We start from the raw sequence: 17,950 nt of genomic DNA on the forward strand, positions 1-17,950 counted from the left end.
GGCTGGTTTTTGGAACTCATTCACTGCATCGCAAACGTTTGCACTGGGCTTGATCGCCTAATTCAGGCAAAGCGCCTGCATGGGGGCTAATAATGCCCCCAGGGTTTTTGCTCATCGGTTATGGGACCAGGCTTACACCCGAGAAGGTGTTGCGGCCGAAAGGACTGACCTTGAAACCCTCGACTTTCGCGCTCAATGGCTGATTGATCGTCGAGTGGGCCACCGGCGTGATCGGCACCTGCTGCTTGAGCAACTGCTGGGCCTGTTTGTAGAGCTCGGTGCGTTGTTGACGGTCGGTCACTAGCTTGGCTTGCTTGATCAGCTTGTCGTACTGCGGGTCGCACCACATGGAGTAGTTGTTGCCGCCGATGGCATCACAGCTGTACAGGGTGCCCAGCCAGTTGTCCGGGTCACCGTTGTCTCCGGTCCAGCCGATCAGGCTGATGTCGTGCTCGCCATTCTTGGTGCGCTTGATGTACTCGCCCCATTCGTAGCTGACGATCTTCACCTTGAGGCCGATCTTCGCCCAATCGGCCTGCAGCATTTCGGCCATCAGCTTGGCGTTGGGGTTGTACGGACGCTGCACGGGCATGGCCCAGAGGGTGATTTCCGTGCCTTCCTTGACCCCGGCGGCCTTGAGCAGTTCGCGGGCCTTTTCCGGGTTGTAGACCGCATCCTTGATGGTTTCGTCGTAGGACCACTGGGTCGGTGGCATGGCGTTGACCGCCAGCTGGCCGGCACCCTGGTACACGGCGTTGAGAATGCTCTGCTTGTTCACCGCCATGTCCAGTGCCTGGCGCACTTCGAGGCGGTCGAAGGGTTTGTGCTGCACGTTGTAGGCGATGTAGCCGAGGTTGAAGCCGGGCTTCTCGATGACTTGCAGTTTCGGATCGTTTTTCAGCGCATCGATATCCGCGGGACGCGGATGCAGGGTCACCTGGCATTCGCCGGCCCGCAGTTTCTGCACCCGTACCGAGGCATCGGTGTTGATGGCGAAGATCAACCGGTCGAGTTTGACCTGGCTCGGGTCCCAGTAGTGCGGGTTGGCGGCGTAGCGGATCTGTGAATCTTTCTGGTAGCGCTGGAACACGAACGGCCCGGTGCCGATGGGCTGCTGGTTGATCTGGCTAGGGGTGCCGGCCTTGAGCAGTTGCTCGGCGTATTCGGCGGAGAGGATCGCGGCGAAGCTCATGGCCAGGTTCTGGATGAACGCCGCGTCCACGGTATTGAGGGTCATGACCACGGTCAGCGGGTCGGTTTTCTCGACCTTGGCGATGTTCTTGTCCAGGCTCATGCCGTTGAAGTAGGGAAACTCCGTCGGGTAGGCCTTACGGAACGGATGTCCGGCGTCGAGCATGCGATTGAAGGTGAACAGCACGTCATCGGCGTTGAGATCCCGGGTTGGCTTGAAGTAGGGCGTATTGTGGAACTTCACCCCTTCGCGTAGATGAAAGCGGTAGGTGAGGCCGTCTTCGGATATGTCCCAGCTTTTGGCCAGGGCGGGCAGCACGTTGGTGGCGCCTTTTTCGAACTCCACCAGGCGGTTGTACAGCGGCTCGGCGGCGTCGTTGTCGGTGGCGGTGGTGTACTGCGCGGTGTCGAAGCCCGCCGGGCTGCCTTCGGAACAGAACACCAGGCTGCGATCGGCGGCGCCGCCGGTAGCGCTGGCGGCCAGCAGGCTGCCGCCTATCAGGGCCGAGAAAATCAGGGAATGCCGCATAACCGTCCATCTCCATTTTTTGTTGTGATGATCAATGGACCATGGCTCCTTCCTGGAGCCTGTACAGGTCATTGATGCCAAACCATGGCTGTAGCAAATGCCCGCTGACAGACGCAGTCTTGCCTCGCCTCGACGTTAAGGGTCGAAGGCCGGGGCGTATATCCGCTGTGCCTGAAAGCCCTGTAAGAATCGGCTCTAAATTCGAGGGACCGCTCTTTGTCGAGGCGGTGTGTCGAAGATGGGCCGGGTGCTTACTGCGTGGGCCGGTAAAGCAGCGGCGACGTCAGGGACGCCGCCGTTGCCAGACCTTATTTGCCGATGCTGACGCCGTAGAAGGAGTTCAAGCCGAAGGGGCTGATCTTGAAGTCCTGCACGTTGGCGCGCATGGGTTGGAACACCGTCGAGTGTGCGATAGGTGTCATCGGAACGGCGTCTTTGAGGATGTGTTGCGCCTGCTTGTACAGCTCGGTGCGTTTGGCCACATCCGACGTGGCCTTGGCTTGCTTGATCAGCGCGTCGTAAGGCTTGTCGCACCATTTCGAGAAGTTGTTGCCGTTCAGTGCATCGCAACCGAACAGGGTACCGAGCCAGTTGTCGGGGTCACCGTTGTCACCGCTCCAGCCGATGATCATGGCCTGGTTCTCGCCGCCTTTGGAACGTTTGATGTACTCGCCCCATTCGTAGCTGACGATGTTGACCTTGAGGCCGATCTTGGCCCAGTCGGACTGCAGCATTTCAGCCATCAGCTTGGCGTTGGGGTTGTAGGGACGCTGTACCGGCATGGCCCACAGGGTGATCTGGGTGCCTTCCTTGATGCCGGCTTCCTTGAGCAACTGCTTGGCTTTCTCGGGGTCGTACTTGGCGTCCTTGATGCTGGTGTCGTAGGACCACTGGGTCGGCGGCATGGCGTTGACCGCCAGTTGGCCGGCGCCCTGGTACACCGAGTCAATGATCTGCGGCTTGTTGACGGCCATGTCCAGCGCCTGGCGAACCTTGAGGTCGGCCAGCGGGTTGGCGTCGGTACGGCCCTTGAGCACCGGCATCACGTTGTAGGCGATGTAGCCGAGGTTGAAGCCTGCCTGTTCAGGCATCTTCAGGTCCTTGTCTTCCTTGAGGGCCTTGAGGTCGGCCGGACGCGGGAACAGGGTCACCTGGCATTCGTTCTTCTTCAGCTTCTGAATACGTACCGACGGGTCGGTGGTGATGGCGAAGATCAGGTTGTCGATCTTCACGTCTTCAGGCTTCCAGTAGTCCTTGTTGCCGGTGTAGCGGATGTTGGAGTCTTTCTGGTAGCTCTTGAACACGAACGGGCCAGTGCCGATCGGCTTCTGGTTGATGTCGCTGGTCTTGCCTTCCTTGAGCAGCTTGTCGGCGTACTCGGCGGACTGGATGGAGGCGAAGCTCATGGCCAGGTTCTGGATGAACGCGGCGTCCACGGTCTTGAGGGTGAACTTGACGGTCTTGTCGTCGATTTTCTCGACCTTGGTGATGTTGGTGTCCATCCCCATGTCGGTGAAATACGGGAATTCGGTGGGGTAGGCCTTACGGAACGGCATGTCCTTGTCGAGCATGCGGTTGAAGGTGAACAGCACGTCGTCGGCGTTGAAGGTGCGGGTCGGGGTGAAGTACGGCGTGGTGTGGAACTTGACGCCTTCACGCAGATGGAAGGTGTAGGTCAGGCCGTCGTCCGAGATGTCCCAACTGGTGGCCAGGCCCGGGATGACGGCGGTGCCGCCACGCTCGAACTGGCTGAGGCGGTTGTACAGGGTTTCGGCTGAGGCGTCGAAGTCGGTTCCGGTGGTGTACTGGCCCGGGTCGAAACCGGCCGGGCTCCCTTCAGAGCAGAACACCAGGTTAGTTGCCGCCTGGGCGAAGGGGGCGCTGGCAAGCAAGCCGGCGCTGACTAAAAACGGAAGGACTGCTTTCTTGAACATGGTGGCCTCATGATTTGTTGTCATTTTTGGTGTAGAGGGCGACCTTGTGAGTCGACCCGCCGATACTTATGCAGGCCCCGTACCCAATGCAAGATGCGGGGCTGTCACAAGTCTCAAAGAGTGGAACGAACGTACACGAATGACGCATTTGTATAAAACTTGACGCATTTGACCGTTTGCGTGGCTTGTTTCTGGTGCATGCGTTGCCTTTTTCTTGGGCGGGCAGGGCGGGCCGTGCCTCCAATGGGTACTTCGCTGGCGCCGACGCCGAGGGGCTTGTGCCGCAGCCGCCGGGCCTTGGCTGGCGCACACGGGGGCTCGGCGCATTCGCTTGGGCGGATGACGGCGTTTGCCTGGTTGGGGGAGGCCGTGGGAGACGGATGCCCGGGACCTTGCAGGCGATGGCGGGGGAACAGCGCATCGTCGGCGGTGTGGGAGTCTTGGCTCGCAGTGAGGTGGTCACTGTGGAGTTTGCTGGAGGCGTTCGACCGTCCGCGGGGGTGGGTCAGCCTCGTTGTTCGCCAAACCTGAAGCGCAAAGGTCTTACACATGCAAACCTCATTTTTTCTTCTTCTAGGGCAGATCTGAGGATTGGCCTTGTGGGCCGTGGCAATTCGCCTTGCTATGGGGCGTTGAGCCAGCCCCATGGACCCTGTGTGGCGACGGCGATCGCTTGTTATGTGATTGATTGTCGATTCGCCGATGCCGAAATTAAGTCATGCTGAAATCGTGGTCAACGAAAATTAAGCCTGACTAACATTTCTCTGCGGCACAGGGCCGCTTGTGCGGTTCTATGGGGGGCTGTGGAGTTGGCTCAGGCCGCTGAATGATCGTCGAACAGGCCCATGGTGGTGACGGTCAGCACTTCCGCCGGGCCATGGCCGGCATTGGCCAGGAAATGGCTCTTGGTCGCGTCGAAGTGCACCGAGTCTCCGGGACTGAGTGGGTATTGCTGACCTTCGATGGTGTAGACGATCTGCCCGGAAAGCACATAGGAAAACTCCGAGCCGTCATGGGAGATCAGCTCCGACTGATAGCCCACCGGTATGTTCATCTTCACCGCGTTGATCAGGTTGCCGGGAAAGGAGCTGGACAGCCGCTCGTAGGCGAGCGGCTGCCCCTCGATGGTGTAGCGCACCCGCTTGCCGTCGTGGGAGTCGGGTTGCGCCTGAATCGGCTGGTCGAACAGGGCGTTCAGGGGGACGTTCAGCGACTTGGCAATGTTGACCAGGGAAGAGATGGAAACCCCAGTGAGGTTACGTTCTGCCTGGGAGAGGAAACTGGCGGTCAGTCCCGATTCACTGGCGATCTGACGCAAGGTTTTCTTGGCGGCGCGGCGATAGCGACGCAGGCGTTCGCCGATGCGATCTGCGGTCATTGACGAGACTCTTATAGGAAAGGCGCAGTATACCCGGCGGACATCAGTAACATCTGACCTGCCCCATGCCGGGGCCACAACTCTAACATCTGCGAACCGAGTTCCCCGGGTCCGGATTGAAATAGTTGGTAATGAAAAACGGCGATAACCTTTCTGCAGAAGGTTATCGCCGCTGGAAGAGGCGGGGAAAAGGTTACGGCATCAGCACTTCGATGGCGCCATCGGCGGTCATGCTGACCTGGCTGGTGCCGGCTTCCACTTCCGGAGTGACCGGTGCCGAGTCCATGCTGGCGGCCTTCATCATCATCGGCGCGCGCATGTAGGGCTGTGGATAACCGTTGCTGTTGAGGTTCAGGTTGACGATCTTGTAGCCCTTGCCACCCAGGGCATCGGTGGCCAGTTGTGCGCGGGCCTTGAATGCCTTGACCGCGTCCTTGAGCAAGGCATCTTCGCTGGCCTTGCGGGTCGGATCGGCGATGGCGAAGTCCATGCCGCCCATTTTCAGGTCGCCCAGCAGCTCACCGGTGAGCTTGGACAGCGCGGCGAAGTCGGAGCTTTCCAGGCGCAGTTCGGCGCGCTCACGCCAGCCGGTGATCTTCTGGCCCTTGCCGTCGTAGATCGGGTAGCTGTTGCGGCTGCCCTGGCGCAGGGTCACGTCCTTGACCTGGCGGGCCTGCTCCAGGGCTTTGTTCATGGTGGTGGTGATTTCCGTGGCGAGCTTGGCCGGGTCGCTGTTCTGCGATTCGCTGTAGAGGGTCACGATCATCAGGTCGCGGGCCACTTCCTGGCTGACTTCGGCGCGCAGGGAAATCTGGTTGTAGTGCAGTTCATCGGCGGCCAGGGCGGGCAGGCTGGTGAGCGTGCCGGCGCTGAGGGCCAGAAGGGCGAGGCTGCGACTGAAATGCTGCATGGAAACTCCTTGAGTGCGGTCCGCAGGGTGGATCCCGACCTGCGCGAAACCTTCAGACATGTAAGGCAGTGGCAAGTTTCAAGCCGCAAGCGGCAAGCCACTACGCTTGTAGCTGAAAGCCTGCAGCTTGCCACTGTTTTTCTGTGACGCTTTGCCGCAGTTTTGCCTGGGTCGGGGGCTGCTTGGTTATACTCCCGCCGATTGCCCTGGAGCGCTCATCAGGAGAGCTCATGCTCGCCCCCTTAAAATTGCTGTCCGCCACCCGTCAGAATCTCTGGCGGCTGACCTTCATCCGCACCCTGGTGCTGGCCGCTCAGGCAGGTTCGGTAGGGCTCGCCTACTGGTTCGACCTGTTGCCCCTGCCCTGGCTGCAGCTGGGTGTCACGCTGATGTTTTCCATGGTGCTCTGTGCCTTCACGGCCATCCGCCTGCGCACCTCGTGGCCGGTGACGGAGCTGGAATATGCCCTGCAACTGGCCTGTGACCTGTTTATCCACAGCGTGCTGCTGTACTTCTCCGGGGGCTCAACCAACCCCTTCGTCTCCTATTACCTGGTGCCCCTGACGATCGCCGCAGTGACCCTGCCCTGGCGCTATTCGGTGGTGCTGTCGGGCATTGCGCTGACGCTCTACACCTTGCTGCTGGCCCGCTTCTATCCCTTGCAGACCTTCCCCATCGCCCGGGAAAACCTGCAGGTCTACGGCATGTGGCTGAGTTTTGCCCTGGCGGCAGCAGTGATCACTTTTTTCGCCGCACGGATGGCCGAAGAGCTGCGCCGCCAGGAAGAGCTGCGGGCGATCCGCCGCGAAGAGGGATTGCGGGATCAGCAATTGCTGGCCGTTGCGACCCAGGCCGCCGGCGCCGCCCATGAGCTGGGTACGCCGCTGGCGACCATGAGCGTATTGCTCAAGGAGATGCGCCAGGACCATCCCGACCCGCTGTTGCAGGATGATCTCAGCGTGCTCCAGGACCAGGTCAAGCTGTGCAAGGAAACCCTGCAGCAGTTGGTGCGCGCCGCCGAGGCCAATCGCCGTCTGGCGGTGGAGATGCAGGAAGTCACCCAGTGGCTGGACGAAGCCTTGAATCGCTGGCACCTGATGCGCCCTGAGGCCAGCTACCGTTTTCATCTGCTGGGAGAGGGGCCGGTGCCGCGCCTGGCGCCGCCGCCGGACCTGACCCAGGCCTTGCTCAATCTGTTGAACAATGCAGCCGATGCCTGTGCCGAAGGCCTGGAAGTGCGCCTGGACTGGGATGCGGAAAACCTCACCATCAGTATTCGCGACCACGGCGCCGGAGTACCCTTGGCCATCGCCGAGCAGATCGGCAAGCCGTTTTTTACCACCAAGGGCAAAGGCTTCGGCCTGGGCCTGTTTTTGAGCAAGGCCAGCGTGACCCGTGCTGGCGGCTCAGTGAAACTCTACAGTCATGAGGAAGGCGGAACGCTCACCGAGCTGCGCCTGCCTCGTGCCGCCCGAGGAGACGACCATGAGTGAAGAGATCCAAGTCGAAGGCGAAGAACTGCCGCACCTGTTGCTGGTGGACGATGACGCCACCTTTACCCGGGTCATGGCCCGGGCCATGAGCCGGCGGGGTTTTCGCGTCAGTACCGCGGGTTCTGCCGAGGAGGGCCTGAGCATCGCCCAGCAGGATCTGCCGGACTACGCCGCGCTGGACCTGAAGATGGACGGCGACTCCGGTTTGGTGCTGTTGCCCAAGCTGCTGGAGCTGGATCCGGAAATGCGCGTGCTGATCCTCACCGGCTACTCGAGCATTGCGACAGCGGTGGAGGCGATCAAGCGGGGCGCCTGCAACTATCTGTGCAAGCCGGCGGACGCCGACGATGTGCTGGCTGCACTGCTCTCCGAACACGCCGACCTGGACACCCTGGTGCCGGAAAACCCGATGTCCGTGGACCGCCTGCAATGGGAGCACATTCAGCGTGTACTGACCGAGCACGAAGGCAATATCTCCGCCACGGCCCGCGCGCTGGGCATGCATCGTCGTACCTTGCAGCGCAAACTGCAGAAGCGCCCGGTCCGTCGCTGAACCGCGACTGAACGAATGTCCGCCGGACATCGTGAAAAAGCGAGCCGATCTACTAAGATCGGCTCAATGCTTGTCCTCCTTCCAATCGAGCCTCAACGATGAATCAGAACGCTGAATACTCTGCGGTCAACGACGCTGTGCGCGGTCAATTCTTCCGACGGGTCTGGGCCATGATCACGCCTTACTGGCGCAGTGAGGAAAAGGGCAAGGCCTGGTTGCTGCTGATTGCCGTGATTGGCTTGTCGCTGTTCAGCGTGGCCATCTCGGTGTGGATCAACAGTTGGTACAAGGACTTCTACAACGCCTTGCAGAAGAAGGATGAGGCGGCTTTCTGGAGCCTGATCCTGTATTTCTGCGGGATCGCCGCGGTGGCCATTCTGGGGGCGGTTTATCGTCTCTACCTGACCCAGATGCTGACCATCCGCTGGCGGGCCTGGCTGACCGAAAGGCACTTTGCCCGCTGGCTTGGCAACAAGAACTACTACCGGCTGGAGCAGGGCGGCTACACCGACAACCCGGACCAGCGGATTTCCGAAGACCTCAACAGCTTCACCAGCAATACCTTGTCCCTGGGCCTGGGGCTGATTCGCAACGTGGTCAGCCTGGTGTCGTTCTCGATCATTCTGTGGGGCGTGTCCGGCAGCATCGAGGTGTTCGGCTACACCATTCCCGGTTACATGTTCTGGTGTGCGCTGGTGTATGCCGCCGTCGGCAGCTGGCTGACCCACTTGATCGGACGTCGCTTGATCAGCCTCAACAACCAGCAACAGCGTTTTGAAGCCGATCTGCGTTTCTCCATGGTGCGGGTCCGGGAGAACGCCGAGAGCATTGCCCTGTATGACGGTGAGAATAACGAAAACCAGCGCCTGAGCAGCCGCTTCGGCAAGGTCTGGCACAACTTCTGGGACATCATGAAGGTGTCCAAGCGCCTGACCTTCTTTACCGCCGGTTACGGTCAGATCGCGATCATCTTCCCGTTCATCGTGGCCGCGCCGCGCTATTTCGCCGGCAAGATCGAGCTGGGCGAGCTGATGCAGATCAACTCGGCCTTCGGCAACGTCCAGGAGAACTTCAGCTGGTTCATCAGCGCCTATTCGGACCTGGCCGCCTGGCGCGCCACCTGTGATCGTCTGCTGAGCTTTCGTCAGGCCATGAGCGAAAACGAAGAGTGTCCGCCGGCGATTGACGTGCAGCATCAGGGCGAGCAATTGCAAGTGCGTGACCTGAGCCTGGACCTGGCAGACGGCCGGCATCTGCTGGCTGGAGCCCAGATGACCGTGAATCCCGGCGAGCGGTTGATGCTCAGTGGCCGCTCCGGCAGTGGCAAGAGCACCCTGCTGCGCGCCATGGGACGCTTATGGCCGGCGGGGCATGGCAGCATTCTGCTGCCCAATCAGCGTTACCTGTTCCTGCCGCAGAAACCCTACCTGCCCATTGGCAGCCTGCGCGACGCCTTGAGTTATCCACAAGCCGGCGACAGCTATGCCCAGGAGCGTTATGCACAGGTCCTGGAGACCTGCCGCTTGCCGCATCTGGTGGCGCGCCTGGACGAAAGCAATCACTGGCAACGCATGTTGTCCCCGGGCGAACAACAACGTCTGGCCTTTGCCCGGGCGCTGCTCTATGCGCCGCAATGGCTGTACATGGACGAGGCGACTTCGGCCATGGATGAGGAAGACGAGGCCAGCCTGTACCAGGCACTGATCGATCAGTTGCCGGGCTTGAGCATTGTCAGTGTCGGTCACCGCAGCAGTCTCAAGCGCTTCCACCCGCGGCATGTGCGCATCGAGCAGGGGCATCTGCGGGAGCAGGCTGTCACCGCTTGAGGGCGCTGCCGGCGAGGCGGCAGGGGCTCCCTGCCGCTCGAATCCCGTCGCACGCCGCCGGCCAGGGCGGCGCAGGCCCCAGGCTCATGGCGTAGCCGTGGCGCTGAGGCCGTTTCGCGGGCAAGCCCGCTCCTACAGGGAGCGATCAGGCCTGGGGCAGGATCGAGCGGTCTACACGCACGGCCAGTTGGCCAGTTCCCGGTTTGGCGTTGAAGGTCACGTTGCCGCGTTCATCCACGCGCGCTCGGGCTATGGGCGCGCCGTCGAGCAACAGCTCCAGTGGTGCATCCTTCAGGGATTGGCCAGAGGCCAGTTGCAGGTTCAGGTTGATAGTCATGGTGATGTCCTTATCAGGCGTTGCGATCGATGAAGCGGCTGGCGTTCTTGTCGATGGAGCCGATCAGCTCCGGTGAGCCTCCGCGGAACTGACGGAATACATTGCGTCCGGTGGCGCCGCTGTTGCTGGTGCCGGGTGGGATGCCCAGGGTGGGTTGGAAGCTGTCGCTCAGTTCGACATAGGCCGACCAGGGGCCGATGTAGGACTCGTTCAAGCCGTTGGTTTCGCTGAGGGCATAGCGCACTGCCTGGCCTGGCAGCCAGTTGGGCTCACTGGGGCTGTGGCTCTGCCAGCCGTCGGCGAGGATCGACGGCACCGCACTTGGGGTGTCCAGATAACCCGCCGGTTTGTTCGGGCTGTAGTTCTTCAGCAGCAGGTAGGTGCTCCAGCCCCACCAGTTGTCGATGGTTTTGCTGTCGTTGAGGTTGTTGACGTCGCTGCGGCGCAGCACTTTGTCCCCGCTCATCACGAACAGTGGCGAGAAATTGCCGGTTTTCGCCGCGTTCAGATCCGGCAGCACCTGAAGCGCCCCATAGCTGCCGGCAGCCGGCACGTTGCCGCTCAGGTAGCAGGCGAAGATCTCATCCGCCGAACGCTGTACTGCCTGTTTCACTTGCTGGCGATTGCGGTGATCGACACTGTCGAAGTAGCGCTTGTCGCCGTAGGCATGCCAGCGCTCGCCCAGGGCGTTGCTGACATTGAGGCCGAACTTGCTGTCTTCGTCGTGCATGAAGCGAGTGATCAACGAGCCCAGGTCGCTGGGGGTGACTACCGCGGCCAGTTGCTTGCGCGGTACTCGGACATGGCCGGCGGAAAACAGGTCGGTGAGGAAGTGGTCGGCGAAGGCGTTCATCGCGTAGGCCAGTTCCAGTTGCTTGTCGTCCGCGGCTTTGCCCGCCAGAGCCGCCTGTTGCAGGGCAGCGGTATGCCCGGCGACATAGGCCGCCAGGGCCCACTCGCCAAAGTGGTCGGCGTTGTTGGCCGCCAGCTTCAGATAGCGGCCCAGGGGGAACAGCGCGGATACCACGCTGCCGCCGCCGGTAATCCGGTTCCACTCTTCGGACAAGGTATCGCCCAGGGCGTCATAGGCTTCATGGGGCTGTTTGCCATCGCGGATCGCCTGATTGGCGGCGAGAACTTCCTTCTGCATCACGGCCAGGATCTGTCGGGCTTCGTCCTTGGACGCCGGCAGCACCGCGAGGGAATTGAAGGCGGCGTTGAAGCGCTGCACCCGCTCGGCGGCGGTGGCGCCTTCGCAGATGGGGCGCTCGGGAATGCCGTAGAAGTCGCCTCCCAGGGCCACCACCTGGCCGTAGGTCAGGGCCAGGCCGTTGGGCAGGTGCAGCTCCACCTGCCAGGCGGGAATGGTCGGGCCATCCTTGACGAAGCGCAGCAGAGTGCTGTCACCGATGGCGGTGTGTTCGCCTCCCTCGAAACGCAATTGCGGCAATGCCTTGCGGGCGTTGCGCGCTGGTTGGGGAAGGTCTTGCGGGCGGTGGTACTTGACGGTGTGGTGGCCGTCGGCGGTCAGCACCAGGGGGTCGCCATCGCCAGTGATGGCGATCCCCTGTTCACTGAACAGGCGATCCAGGTCGGCAATGATCTGGCCCGCCGGTTGTGACTGTTGCTGCATCTGTGCAGAGATTCCTGACATTTCTAGCTCCTTGAGATGTCATGTTTATGTCTGGATTTACTGTATGCATATACAGTTGTTTTTCAGCATAATTGAAAATCACCGGGCGTCAAGCAGCCCACTGCGACGGCGTTGCTCGATTGGATTATCATTAGCGCCCTAACGACAGGCTCAAGGCCCCCGTGCATGCTGGCAATCTTCTTCGAAACCCTGAGCATCACCGCGCCGGTCTTTGCCATGTTGTTTCTTGGGCTGGTGCTCAAGCGCGTTGGCTGGATCAACGACAACTTCATCCATACCGCGTCGGCTCTGGTGTTCAACGTCACCATGCCGGCGCTGTTGTTTCTCGGCATCGTCCACGCCGATCTGCATGCCTCGCTAAAACCCGGGGTGCTGATCTACTTCTCCGTGGCCACCCTGGCCTGTTTCGTCCTGGCCTGGTGCTGGGCGATCTGGCGCTGTCCCAAGGAGGATCGGGGGATCTATACCCAGGGGGCATTTCGCGGCAACAACGCGATCATCGGTCTGGCCCTGGCGGCCAGCATGTACGGGGATTACGGGATTTCCCTGGGGGCGTTGCTCGCGGCGCTGGTGATTCTCTTCTACAACACCCTGTCGACCGTTGTCCTGGCGGTCTACAGCCCGGTGATCAAGTCCGATCCCTGGAGCATCTGCAAGAGCGTATTCAGCAATCCGTTGATCGTCAGCGTGCTGGTGGCGGCGCCGTTCGCCTATTGGCAGATCGGCCTGCCCGGCTGGCTGGAAACCTCGGGCCGCTATCTGGCGCAGATGTCCCTGCCTCTGGCGTTGATCTGCATTGGCGGCACGCTGTCTCTGGCGGCCTTGCGCAACAGCGGGCGGATGGCCATGAGTTCCAGCCTGCTGAAGATGGTGAGCTTGCCGACGCTGGCGACCTTCGGCGCCTGGCTATGCGGCTTTCGTGGTGCGGAGCTGGGGATTCTGTTTCTGTATTTTGGCAGCCCCACCGCGGCGGCGAGCTTTGTCATGGCCAGGGCGGCCAATGGCAATCATGAGCTGGCGGCGGCCATTATCGTCATCACCACGGTGATGGCGGCGGTGACCACCAACATTGGGATCTTTGTCTTGCAGTGGGGCGGTTGGATCTGAGGCTGTTCGCCGGCAAGTCGGCTCCTACAGGGCGAGGGTAGGAGCCGGCGTGTCGGCAAATGACGGGTTCACTGCGCTTGCTGATAGGTCTCTATCACTTCCTGGGCCGCGCGAAATGCATCGATGGCCGCCGGCACTCCGGCATACACCGCGCAATGCAGCAAGGCTTCACGTATCTCTTCCACGGTGCAGCCATTGTTCAGGGCGCCGCGCACGTGGCCTTTAAGCTCCTGCGGGCATTTCAAGGCGGTCAGGGTGGCCAGGGTGATCAGGCTGCGGGTTTTCAACGGCAGCCCTTCACGATTCCATACCCCGCCCCAGGCGTGCTCGTTGACGAAGTCCTGCAGCGGTTGGGTGAACTCGGTGGCATTGCCCAGGGCGCGATCGACGAAGGCATCGCCCATCACCTGGCGACGCATCTGCAGTCCGCTTTTCTTGTTCTCGCTCATGGCGTTTCTCTCTTGTGTTGGCGGCGCCAGGCCCGTAGCGAACTGAACAGCAGAAACGCTACCAAGGCTGGCAGGACGAAAAACAGCATCAAGTGTTCCAGCTTGCCGGCCAGCGGCATGCCGGTGGTGAAGGACACCACGTGCAGCCCGTAGGCGAGGTACAGCCCGAGAAACAGCAGGCCTTCGGCGCGGGTTATGCGATACCCCGAATAGAACACCGGCAGGCACAGCAGGGCCACGCTGAGCAGTACCGGCAGGTCGAAGTCCAGGGCATTGGGCGAAACCGAGAGCGGAGTCGGCGCGACCAGCGCCGTGAAGCCCAGTACGCCCAGCAGATTGAACAGGTTGCTGCCGATCACGTTGCCCACGGCAATGTCCCTCTGGCCCCGCAGGGCGGCGAGCAGCGAGGTGGCCAGTTGCGGCAGGGAGGTACTGATTGCGATCACGGTCAGTCCCATGACCCGTTCCGACAAGCCAAGGTCGTCGGCGACGGTGACCGCCGCCCCCAGCAGCAGGTGACCGGCGAACACCAGCAGCCCCAGACCGAGAAGCACCAGCAACATGCTGCTCAGGCGCGGGGCGCTGCCGCGGCGGCCGGTGGCGCAAGGCAGCGGCCGCGCCGGGTGCCTGGATTGGCGCAGCAGCAGAACCAGATAGAGCACCAGGGCCGCCAGCAGGATCAGGCCGTCTGAGGGTGTCAGGCGTTCGTTATAGGCCAGGACAAACACAAGCACACTGGCGCCGATCATCAGCGGGATATCCAGGCGCACCAGCTGTCGCGACACCCGCAGGGGAATGATCAAGGCCGAGAGGCCAAGGATCACCAGGATGTTGAAGATGCTGCTGCCGATCACGCTGCCCACGGCTATGTCGGTGTTGTCGGCCAGGGTCGCCTGCAGGCTGATGGCCATCTGCGGCGCGCTGCTGCCGAAGGCGACGATGCTCAGGCCCATGATCAGTGGACGCACCCGCAGGCGCGCCGACAAGCGCACGGCCGCGCGCACCAGCAGTTCGGCACCGGCGATCAGCATCACCAGGCCGCTGATGAGCTGGATCACGCTGAGCAGGGGCAGTTCGGCAAAGGCGGTAATGGCTTGGGCTCCGTCGGTCAGTCGCTGAGGGCCTGGACCCGTACTTTGGCGGTACCGCTGCGCAGCATGTCCAGCTGTTGCGCGGCGCCGCGTGATAGGTCGATCAGGCGGCCGCGGGTGTGCGGGCCACGATCATTGATACGGACCACGACGCTCTTGTCGTTGCCCAGGTTGGTGACTTGGACCCGGGTGCCGAAGGGCAGCTCGCGGTGGGCGGCGGTCAGGCCGTTCTGGTCGAAGGGTTCGCCGCTGGCGGTGCGATTGCCGTGGTGGCGAGCGCCGTAGTAGGAGGCCGTGCCGGTTTCGTCATAGCCCCGAGGGTCGATGACGTGGCTGGTGGCGCAGCCGGTGAGCAGAGCGAGCAGGGCGCTAGCGGCAACCAGACGCTTCATTCGGGGGCTCCGATGGTTGATGTGGCGAGGGAGCGAGCTCCCGCCGGTCTGTCTGGCAGACCGCAAGCCGGCGGCGATGTTCCTTGGGGAATGGTGCCGGCCGGTATGCCGTTGCTGCGCGACCGAACGGGAGCCCGCTCCCTCGTCACACGCAAGCGGCCCGGGCCGCTTGCGGTTAAACCGCGATCAGCCTTCGAGCTTGCTTTTCAGCAGTTCGTTGACCTGTTGCGGGTTGGCCTTGCCTTTGGAGGCTTTCATCGCCTGGCCGACGAAGAAGCCGAACATCTTGCCGCGCTTGGCCTCATCGGCGGCGCGGTATTGTTCGACCTGTTCGGCGTTGGCCGCGAGCATTTCGTCCAGCACGGCGGAGATCGCGCCGGTGTCGGTGACTTGCTTGAGGCCGCGCTTGTCGATGATCTCGTCCGCCGTGCCCTCGCCATTGGCCATGGCTTCGAACACGGTCTTGGCGATCTTGCCGGAGATGGTGTTGTCCTTGATCCGCAGCAGCATCCCGCCCAGCTGTTCGGCGGAAACCGGGGCTTCGTCGATTTCCAGGCCCTGCTTGTTCAGCAGGCTGCCCAGCTCGACCATGACCCAGTTGGCGGCGAGCTTGGCGTCACCGGCGATGCTCGCGACTTTCTCGAAGTAGTCTGCCTGTTCGCGGCTGGTGGCCAGGACGCTGGCGTCGTAGGCCGAGAGGCCGAACTGCTCCTGGAAGCGCTCGCGTTTCTGCGGTGGCAGCTCGGGCAGGGTGGCGCGCACCTGGTCGAGGAAGGAGTCCTCGATGACCACCGGCAGCAGGTCCGGATCGGGGAAGTAACGGTAGTCGTTGGCTTCTTCCTTGCTGCGCATCGGACGGGTTTCGTCCTTGTTCGGGTCGTACAGGCGGGTCTGCTGGATCACCTTGCCGCCGTCTTCGATCAGCTCGATCTGGCGACGAATCTCGGTGTTGATGGCCTTTTCGATAAAGCGGAACGAGTTGACGTTCTTGATCTCGCAGCGGGTGCCGAACTCGACCTGGCCTTTAGGCCGGACCGAAACGTTGCAGTCGCAACGCAGCGAGCCTTCGGCCATGTTGCCGTCGCAGATGCCCAGGTAGCGCACCAGGGCGTGGATCGCCTTGACGTAGGCCACGGCTTCCTTGGCGCTGCGCATGTCCGGCTCGGAGACGATTTCCAGCAGCGGCGTGCCGGCACGGTTCAGGTCGATGCCGGTAGAACCGTTGAATTCTTCATGCAGGCTCTTGCCGGCGTCTTCTTCCAGGTGCGCGCGGGTGATGCCGACGCGTTTCATGGTGCCGTCTTCCAGAGGGATGTCCAGGTGGCCCTTGCCGACGATTGGCAGGTCCATCTGGCTGATCTGGTAGCCCTTGGGCAGGTCCGGGTAGAAGTAGTTCTTGCGGGCGAACACGTTGTGCTGGCCGATCTCGGCGTCTACCGCCAGGCCGAACATCACCGCCATGCGCACCGCTTCCTGGTTCAGCACCGGCAGCACGCCGGGCATGCCCAGGTCGACCAGGCTGGCCTGGGTGTTGGGCTCGGCACCGAAGGCGGTGGAGCTACCGGAGAAAATCTTCGATTGAGTGGTGAGCTGGGTATGAATCTCCAGCCCGATCACGACTTCCCATTGCATGTGTGTCTCCTCAGAAGCCGGTTGGGGTGCGGGTGTGCCAGTCAGTGTTCAACTGATACTGGTGCGCAACGTTGAGCAAGCGGCCTTCCTGGAAATACGGGGCGAGCAGTTGCACGCCGACCGGCAAGCCGTCGACGAAACCGGCCGGCATCGACAGGCCCGGCAGGCCGGCGAGGTTGGCGGTGATGGTGTAGACGTCTTCCAGGTACTCAGCGACCGGGTCGCTGCTCTTGGCGCCGAGCTTCCAGGCCGGGTTGGGCGTGGTCGGGCCGAGGATGATGTCGACCTCTTTGAACGCGGCCATGAAGTCGTTCTTCACCAGGCGACGGATTTTCTGCGCCTTGAGGTAGTAGGCGTCGTAGTAGCCGGCGGACAGGGCATAGGCACCGACCATGATCCGGCGCTGCACCTCGCTGCCGAAGCCTTCGCCGCGGGAGCGCTTGTACATGTCTTCGAGATTGGCCGGGTTCTCGCAGCGGTAGCCGAAACGCACGCCGTCGAAACGCGACAGGTTGGAGGAGGCTTCCGCCGGGGCGATCACGTAGTACGCAGGGATGGCGTGCTGCATGTTCGGCAGGCTGATTTCCTTGATCACCGCGCCGAGCTTTTCCAGCTCCTTGATGCTGGTGTGGATCAGCTCGGCGATGCGCGGGTCGAGACCGGCGCTGAAGTACTCCTTCGGCACGCCGATGCGCAGGCCCTGCAGCGAACCGTTGAGGCTGGCGCTGTAGTCCGGCACCGGTTCATCGATGCTGGTGGAGTCGTTCGGGTCGAAGCCGGCCATGCCTTGCAGCAGGATTGCGCAGTCTTCGGCGGTGCGTGCCAGCGGGCCACCCTGATCGAGGCTGGAAGCGTAGGCGATCATGCCCCAGCGGGAAACGCGACCGTAGGTCGGCTTCAGGCCGGTGAGGTTGGTGAAGGCGGCCGGTTGGCGGATCGAGCCGCCGGTGTCGGTGGCGGTGGCGGCTGGCAGCAGGCGCGCAGCAACGGCCGCAGCGGAACCGCCGGACGAACCACCCGGTACGTGTTCCAGGTTCCACGGGTTTTTCACCGCGCCGTACCAGCTCGACTCGTTGGCCGAGCCCATGGCGAATTCGTCCATGTTGGTCTTGCCCAGGGTCACGGTCCCGGCGGCGGCCAGCTTGGCGACCACGGTGGCGTCGTAGGGCGCCTTGAAATTGTCGAGCATCTTCGAGCCGCAACTGGTGCGGATGCCCTGGGTGCAGAACAGATCCTTGTGGGCGATCGGCGCGCCGAGCAGGGCACCGCTCTCACCGTTGGCGCGACGGGTGTCGGCGGCCTGGGCCTGGCTCAGGGCCAGGTCCTGGGTGAGGCTGATGAAGCTGTTGATCTGCGGATCCAGCTGGGCGATACGCGCCAGCAGGGTCTGGGTCAGTTCTACGGAAGAGAATTTCTTGTCGGCGAGGCCGCGGGCGATCTCGGCCAGAGTCATGTGGTGCATTGCAGGCTCTTT

The 17,950-nt window shown here is 62.2% G+C and carries 15 protein-coding genes; 4 read left to right on the plus strand and 11 right to left on the minus strand.

Going from position 1 to position 17,950, the window contains the following annotated elements; all coding sequences use genetic code 11:
• Nucleotides 1-118: 118 nt before the first annotated feature.
• From DNK59_RS04140 to DNK59_RS04160, 4 genes are all read right to left on the minus strand, one after another.
• Nucleotides 119-1,720: an ABC transporter substrate-binding protein gene (locus tag DNK59_RS04140; RefSeq protein ID WP_110722369.1), complete on the minus strand. Its 1,602-nt coding sequence runs from the start codon at nucleotides 1,718-1,720 to the stop codon at nucleotides 119-121.
• Nucleotides 1,721-2,028: 308 nt separating this feature from the next.
• Nucleotides 2,029-3,654 carry an ABC transporter substrate-binding protein gene (locus DNK59_RS04145; protein ID WP_092319583.1) on the minus strand — a complete coding sequence of 542 codons (1,626 nt, stop codon included), beginning with the start codon at nucleotides 3,652-3,654 and terminating at the stop codon, nucleotides 2,029-2,031.
• Nucleotides 3,655-4,468: 814 nt separating this feature from the next.
• Nucleotides 4,469-5,032, minus strand: coding sequence for a helix-turn-helix domain-containing protein (locus DNK59_RS04155; protein ID WP_092319587.1), 564 nt, complete (start codon nucleotides 5,030-5,032; stop codon nucleotides 4,469-4,471).
• A 193-nt stretch (nucleotides 5,033-5,225) separates the two neighbouring features.
• Nucleotides 5,226-5,942: an SIMPL domain-containing protein gene (locus DNK59_RS04160; RefSeq protein ID WP_110722371.1), complete on the minus strand. Its 717-nt coding sequence runs from the start codon at nucleotides 5,940-5,942 to the stop codon at nucleotides 5,226-5,228.
• A 230-nt stretch (nucleotides 5,943-6,172) separates the two neighbouring features.
• Here DNK59_RS04160 and DNK59_RS04165 point away from each other — a divergent pair, with 230 nt between their 5' ends.
• From DNK59_RS04165 to DNK59_RS04175, 3 genes are all read left to right on the plus strand, one after another.
• Nucleotides 6,173-7,435 carry an ATP-binding protein gene (locus DNK59_RS04165; RefSeq protein ID WP_092319591.1) on the plus strand — a complete coding sequence of 421 codons (1,263 nt, stop codon included), beginning with the start codon at nucleotides 6,173-6,175 and terminating at the stop codon, nucleotides 7,433-7,435.
• Nucleotides 7,428-7,988: a response regulator transcription factor gene (locus DNK59_RS04170; protein WP_016968400.1), complete on the plus strand. Its 561-nt coding sequence runs from the start codon at nucleotides 7,428-7,430 to the stop codon at nucleotides 7,986-7,988. The genes DNK59_RS04165 and DNK59_RS04170 overlap by 8 nt, the downstream gene beginning before the upstream one ends.
• A gap of 98 nt (nucleotides 7,989-8,086) precedes the next feature.
• Nucleotides 8,087-9,814, plus strand: coding sequence for an ABC transporter ATP-binding protein/permease (locus DNK59_RS04175; RefSeq protein ID WP_110722372.1), 1,728 nt, complete (start codon nucleotides 8,087-8,089; stop codon nucleotides 9,812-9,814).
• Between the two features lie 145 nt (nucleotides 9,815-9,959).
• Here DNK59_RS04175 and DNK59_RS04180 read toward each other — a convergent pair whose 3' ends face one another.
• Nucleotides 9,960-10,151 carry a hypothetical protein gene (locus DNK59_RS04180; RefSeq protein ID WP_110722373.1) on the minus strand — a complete coding sequence of 64 codons (192 nt, stop codon included), beginning with the start codon at nucleotides 10,149-10,151 and terminating at the stop codon, nucleotides 9,960-9,962.
• 13 nt (nucleotides 10,152-10,164) lie between these two features.
• On the minus strand, nucleotides 10,165-11,805 hold the full coding sequence (locus tag DNK59_RS04185; RefSeq protein ID WP_110722374.1) for a phospholipase: 1,641 nt from the start codon (nucleotides 11,803-11,805) through the stop codon (nucleotides 10,165-10,167).
• 165 nt (nucleotides 11,806-11,970) lie between these two features.
• Between DNK59_RS04185 and DNK59_RS04190 the strand changes: the two genes are divergently transcribed.
• A complete protein-coding gene (locus tag DNK59_RS04190) occupies nucleotides 11,971-12,912 on the plus strand; it encodes an AEC family transporter (RefSeq protein ID WP_110722375.1) in 942 nt (313 codons plus the stop codon).
• Nucleotides 12,913-12,980: 68 nt separating this feature from the next.
• Here the strand turns inward: DNK59_RS04190 and DNK59_RS04195 are convergent, their stop codons facing one another.
• The 5 genes from DNK59_RS04195 to gatA all read right to left on the minus strand — a co-directional run bounded on the left by DNK59_RS04195 (nucleotide 12,981) and on the right by gatA (nucleotide 17,938).
• Complete coding sequence (locus DNK59_RS04195) at nucleotides 12,981-13,361, minus strand: carboxymuconolactone decarboxylase family protein (RefSeq protein ID WP_110722376.1); 381 nt, start codon at nucleotides 13,359-13,361, stop codon at nucleotides 12,981-12,983.
• Nucleotides 13,358-14,419 (minus strand): calcium/sodium antiporter, encoded by a 1,062-nt coding sequence (locus DNK59_RS04200; RefSeq protein WP_110722377.1) that lies wholly within the window; start codon nucleotides 14,417-14,419, stop codon nucleotides 13,358-13,360. Before DNK59_RS04200 ends, DNK59_RS04195 begins: the two co-directional genes overlap by 4 nt.
• Before the next feature lie 50 nt (nucleotides 14,420-14,469).
• Nucleotides 14,470-14,844 (minus strand): septal ring lytic transglycosylase RlpA family protein, encoded by a 375-nt coding sequence (locus DNK59_RS04205; protein ID WP_110722378.1) that lies wholly within the window; start codon nucleotides 14,842-14,844, stop codon nucleotides 14,470-14,472.
• Nucleotides 14,845-15,030: 186 nt separating this feature from the next.
• Nucleotides 15,031-16,476: an Asp-tRNA(Asn)/Glu-tRNA(Gln) amidotransferase subunit GatB gene (gene gatB / locus DNK59_RS04210; protein WP_092319606.1), complete on the minus strand. Its 1,446-nt coding sequence runs from the start codon at nucleotides 16,474-16,476 to the stop codon at nucleotides 15,031-15,033.
• Nucleotides 16,477-16,486: 10 nt separating this feature from the next.
• The gene (gene gatA, locus DNK59_RS04215) at nucleotides 16,487-17,938 is read right to left on the minus strand and encodes an Asp-tRNA(Asn)/Glu-tRNA(Gln) amidotransferase subunit GatA (protein WP_110722379.1); all 1,452 of its coding nucleotides are present in this window, start codon (nucleotides 17,936-17,938) and stop codon (nucleotides 16,487-16,489) included.
• Nucleotides 17,939-17,950: the final 12 nt, after the last annotated feature.

The sequence above is a fragment of the Pseudomonas sp. TKO26 genome (assembly GCF_003225665.1).
GTDB classification, from domain to species: Bacteria; Pseudomonadota; Gammaproteobacteria; order Pseudomonadales; family Pseudomonadaceae; genus Aquipseudomonas; species Aquipseudomonas saponiphila.

Excerpts from the sequence above, each read along its gene's own strand:
- DNK59_RS04140 (WP_110722369.1), bottom strand. The coding sequence starts at position 1,720 with ATGCGGCATTCCCTGATTTTCTCGGCCCTGATAGGCGGCAGCCTGCTG.
- DNK59_RS04145 (WP_092319583.1), bottom strand. The coding sequence starts at position 3,654 with ATGTTCAAGAAAGCAGTCCTTCCGTTTTTAGTCAGCGCCGGCTTGCTT.
- DNK59_RS04155 (WP_092319587.1), bottom strand. The coding sequence starts at position 5,032 with ATGACCGCAGATCGCATCGGCGAACGCCTGCGTCGCTATCGCCGCGCC.
- DNK59_RS04160 (WP_110722371.1), bottom strand. The coding sequence starts at position 5,942 with ATGCAGCATTTCAGTCGCAGCCTCGCCCTTCTGGCCCTCAGCGCCGGC.
- DNK59_RS04165 (WP_092319591.1), top strand. The coding sequence starts at position 6,173 with ATGCTCGCCCCCTTAAAATTGCTGTCCGCCACCCGTCAGAATCTCTGG.
- DNK59_RS04170 (WP_016968400.1), top strand. The coding sequence starts at position 7,428 with ATGAGTGAAGAGATCCAAGTCGAAGGCGAAGAACTGCCGCACCTGTTG.
- DNK59_RS04175 (WP_110722372.1), top strand. The coding sequence starts at position 8,087 with ATGAATCAGAACGCTGAATACTCTGCGGTCAACGACGCTGTGCGCGGT.
- DNK59_RS04180 (WP_110722373.1), bottom strand. The coding sequence starts at position 10,151 with ATGACTATCAACCTGAACCTGCAACTGGCCTCTGGCCAATCCCTGAAG.
- DNK59_RS04185 (WP_110722374.1), bottom strand. The coding sequence starts at position 11,805 with ATGTCAGGAATCTCTGCACAGATGCAGCAACAGTCACAACCGGCGGGC.
- DNK59_RS04190 (WP_110722375.1), top strand. The coding sequence starts at position 11,971 with ATGCTGGCAATCTTCTTCGAAACCCTGAGCATCACCGCGCCGGTCTTT.
- DNK59_RS04195 (WP_110722376.1), bottom strand. The coding sequence starts at position 13,361 with ATGAGCGAGAACAAGAAAAGCGGACTGCAGATGCGTCGCCAGGTGATG.
- DNK59_RS04205 (WP_110722378.1), bottom strand. The coding sequence starts at position 14,844 with ATGAAGCGTCTGGTTGCCGCTAGCGCCCTGCTCGCTCTGCTCACCGGC.
- gatB (WP_092319606.1), bottom strand. The coding sequence starts at position 16,476 with ATGCAATGGGAAGTCGTGATCGGGCTGGAGATTCATACCCAGCTCACC.
- gatA (WP_110722379.1), bottom strand. The coding sequence starts at position 17,938 with ATGCACCACATGACTCTGGCCGAGATCGCCCGCGGCCTCGCCGACAAG.